This window comes from Exiguobacterium sp. A1_3_1 (assembly GCF_048985645.1).
GTDB classification, from domain to species: domain Bacteria; phylum Bacillota; class Bacilli; order Exiguobacteriales; family Exiguobacteriaceae; genus Exiguobacterium_A; species Exiguobacterium_A indicum.
In genome coordinates this window covers 1-4044 of sequence record NZ_WBYY01000231.1, presented here as the reverse complement: position 1 = coordinate 4044, position 4044 = coordinate 1, and the positions used below count along the sequence as shown (strand labels likewise).

Below are 4044 nucleotides of genomic sequence, written 5' to 3'. Positions count from 1 at the left end.
AGATGTGTATAAGAGACAGACACTATACCGTGAATTGACAGCTGCAGGATTCAGCGTCCTGCTTGACGACCGGAAAGAACGAGCAGGCGTCAAATTCGCCGATGCGGATTTGATTGGTCTACCGGTTCGCTTGAACGTCGGCAAAAAAGCGGCAGAAGGAATCGTCGAATTAAAAGCTCGTCGCGGTGGCGATGCAGAAGAAATTGGACAAGAACAAGTCGTTGAGGCTGTTCGTTCACTCTATGAAGGTTTAGAATAAAGAATGGAGACGGTCACTTTTCATAAAGTGACTGTTTTCTTGTCTCACACCCATTCGCCCCTTGGGCAATCCGCAAGAGGAGGAGGAGTTGCTGTCACGGTGTGAAGCGATCAGACAGCACAATTGCGAGTGGATACACAACAACGCATGTCACTGTTGCTGAGTGACTTGGAATTACCGAACGGTATCATTGAAGAATACTTTAACGAAGCAGTTCTTGAGAAGCTTCGCGTCAATAAAGCAAAAGCAACCTGGACATTTGAAATCCGCTTGCCACACGTTTTGCCCCAAAACGTCTATCAACTCTTTACGAGTCGTTTGATAAGTCGGTATCAGCAATTCGCCGAAGTCAAGGTCATCCTATACGCGGATGGTCGACCAGACGAACGCCTGTATCATGATTACTGGCCATATGTCGTGCAAGATCTCGCCGACGTTTCATCGGCGATGCGGACACAACTCGGACGTGTCTTACCGGAGTTCAAAGAACAGAAATTATTCATTCCAGTCCGGAGTGAACCGGAAGCAGGATTCTTAAAAAGTAGCTTATGTGGGGAATTGCAGTTACTTTATAGTGCTTACGGATTTCCGAAATTCAACTGTGAACCGATTGTTCAAATTAACGAATCAAAACAAGAAGCGTTGCGCAATCAGGTGAAACAGGAAGACATGGAAGAAGCAAAGCGGATGCTCGAGTTGCAATTCAAACGGGAACAATCGCGGGATGACGATGAAGGACCGGTTGAGATCCGGATCGGGAAACCAATTCAAGATGAGATTGTCCCGATTAAGACGATCCAAGATGAGGAACGACGGATTGCGATTCGTGGTCTCGTCTTCTCGGCAGAGAGTCGTGAACTACGAAGTGGAAAGACAATCTTTACGTTCAAAATGACGGATTATACGGACTCCCTCGTCGTCAAGATGTTTGCGCGTGACGAAACAGACGTCAAGATACTCTCTGCGATCAAAAAAGGGATGTGGATTCAAGCGGCAGGTCGCGTTGAGTTCGATACGTTCCTGCGCGATCTTTGTATGATGATTGCCCAACTGTCAGAGGTGAAGATGGAAGCCCCTGCTGACCCTTGGGCAGGCGAGAAGCGTGTCGAGTTACATGCGCACTCGCAAATGAGTCAAATGGACGCCGTCATGAACGTGACGAAATACGTTGAACGCGCGGCGAAATGGGGTCATCCTGCTGTTGCGATCACGGATCACGCGGGTGCCCAAAGTTTCCCGGATGCCTACTATGCCGGAAAGAAAAACGATATCAAGGTATTGTATGGAATCGAAGCGAATGTCGTCGATGACGGGGTGCAAGTCGCCTATCATCCCGTGGACCGTAACTTAGATGACGCGACATTCGTTGTCTTTGACGTCGAGACGACGGGTCTATCCGCGATGTACAACAAGATCATCGAACTTGCAGCCGTCAAGATCCACGACGGTGATATCATCGATAAGTTCGAAGCATTCGCGGATCCGAAGCATCTATTGTCGGCGACGACGATTGATTTGACAGGGATCACCGATGATATGGTCCGCGGAAAACCAGACCCGGAACAAGTCGTCAAGGAATTCATGGACTGGGTCGGCGACTCGATTCTCGTTGCCCATAATGCCTCATTCGATATCGGATTCTTGAATGCGACACTCCGTTCCGGTGGACACGATGAATCGGTCTTGCCAGTCATTGATACGCTTGAGCTAGCCCGTGTTTTGATGCCGACGCTAAAAAACCACCGATTGAACACACTCGCGAAACGATTTGACATCGAATTGACGCAGCATCACCGCGCCATTTATGACGCGGAAGCGACAGGCTACTTGATGGTCAAGTTGCTTCAAATGGCGGATGAGATGTTCGACATGAAGACACACGCCTCACTCAACCGGGAGATGGGGAAAGATATCTCGCGGGCACGACCATACCACGCGACGGTCTATGCGAAGAACCGGACGGGCTTGAAGAATCTGTACCAATTGATTTCGATTGCTCACACGAAACACGTGCACCGTGTCGTCCGCACACCACGCTCGCAACTCGTCGCGCATCGGGATGGATTGATCATCGGATCAGCTTGCGATAATGGCGAAGTGTTTGATGCCGCCTTGAACAAGTCGGACGAAGATTTAGCAAAAGTGATGCAGTTCTATGATTTCATCGAGATTCAGCCACCCGCAATGTATGGTCATTTGATTGAACGGGAAATCGTTCAGAATGAACTCGAACTGCGCGAACTGATTAAAAAGATCATCCGCGTTGCGGAAGAACATGATATTTTACCAGTCGCGACAGGAAACGTGCATTACCTCGATCAACATGACGCGACGTACCGGGAGATTTTGATCCGGACGCAAGGTGGAGCAAACATGCTGAATATGCGAAAACAATTGCCACCGGCACACTTCCGGACGACGAAGGAAATGATGGACGACTTCAAGTTCCTCGGACCGGATGTGTCGGAACGTCTCGTCATCACGAACAGTCAAGCCGTCGCGGAGCAATTCGAGAACATCGACATCATTCCAAAGGATCTCTATACACCGAAGATCGAAGGAGCAGATGAAGAAGTACGGAACTTGTCGTACGATATGGCGCACCGGATTTACGGCGACACGTTACCGGAGATCGTCGAAGCCCGCCTCGAAAAAGAGTTGAAGTCGATCATCGGTCACGGATTCGCCGTTATCTATCTGATTTCCCATAAACTCGTTAAAAAATCACTCGACGACGGCTATTTGGTCGGTTCACGAGGATCGGTCGGATCAAGTCTCGTTGCGACGATGACCGAGATCACGGAAGTCAATCCATTGCCACCGCATTACGTCTGTCCGAATTGTAAGGAATCGGAGTTCTTCGATGACGGTTCCGTCGGTTCGGGATTCGATTTACCGGATAAGTCTTGTTCGAAATGTGATGTCCCCTTGTTTAAGGATGGTCATGATATTCCGTTCGAGACGTTCCTCGGATTTAAAGGGGATAAAGTACCGGATATCGATTTGAACTTCAGTGGAGAATACCAGCCACAAGCACACGCCTATACGAAAGTCCTGTTCGGTGACGATTACGTCTACCGTGCCGGAACGATCGGTACGATCGCTGAGAAGACAGCGTATGGCTATGTCAAAGGGTATCAGTCGGAGAATGAGTTGACGTATCGGAATGCGGAAGTCGATCGTCTCGTCAGTGGTGTCACCGGTGTCAAACGGACGACCGGACAACACCCGGGTGGGATCATCGTTGTACCGGACTATATGGATATTTACGATATTAGTCCGATTCAGTATCCGGCAGACGATATGGGTTCTGAATGGAAGACGACACACTTTGACTTCCACTCCATTCACGATAACTTACTCAAACTCGATATCCTCGGTCACGATGACCCGACAATGATCCGGATGCTACAAGATCTGTCAGGACGTGATCCGAAGACGATTCCGGTCGATGACCCAGAAGTCATGAAAATCTTCAGTTCGACGGAATCGATCGGTGTAACGCCGGAACAGATTGATTCAAAAACAGGAACGCTCGGCATTCCGGAGTTTGGAACAAAGTTCGTCCGCCAAATGTTAGAAGAGACGAAACCGACGACGTTCTCAGAGCTCGTTCAGATTTCAGGACTCTCGCACGGAACGGATGTCTGGCTTGGAAACGCCAGCGAATTGATCTACAACGGAACGTGTGAACTAAAAGACGTCATCGGTTGTCGAGATGACATCATGGTCTACTTGATCTACGCCGGTCTTGAACCTGTCTCTTATACACATCTCCGAGCCCA

The 4044-nt window shown here is 49.2% G+C and carries 2 protein-coding genes; both read left to right on the top strand.

Features of this window, described 5'->3' with window-relative positions:
- Positions 1-259: His/Gly/Thr/Pro-type tRNA ligase C-terminal domain-containing protein (locus F8N00_RS16745; protein ID WP_421018623.1), on the top strand; the 259-nt coding region annotated here is incomplete at its 5' end.
- A gap of 147 nt (positions 260-406) precedes the next feature.
- Positions 407-4044: PolC-type DNA polymerase III (locus F8N00_RS16740; protein WP_421018624.1), on the top strand; the 3638-nt coding region annotated here is incomplete at its 3' end.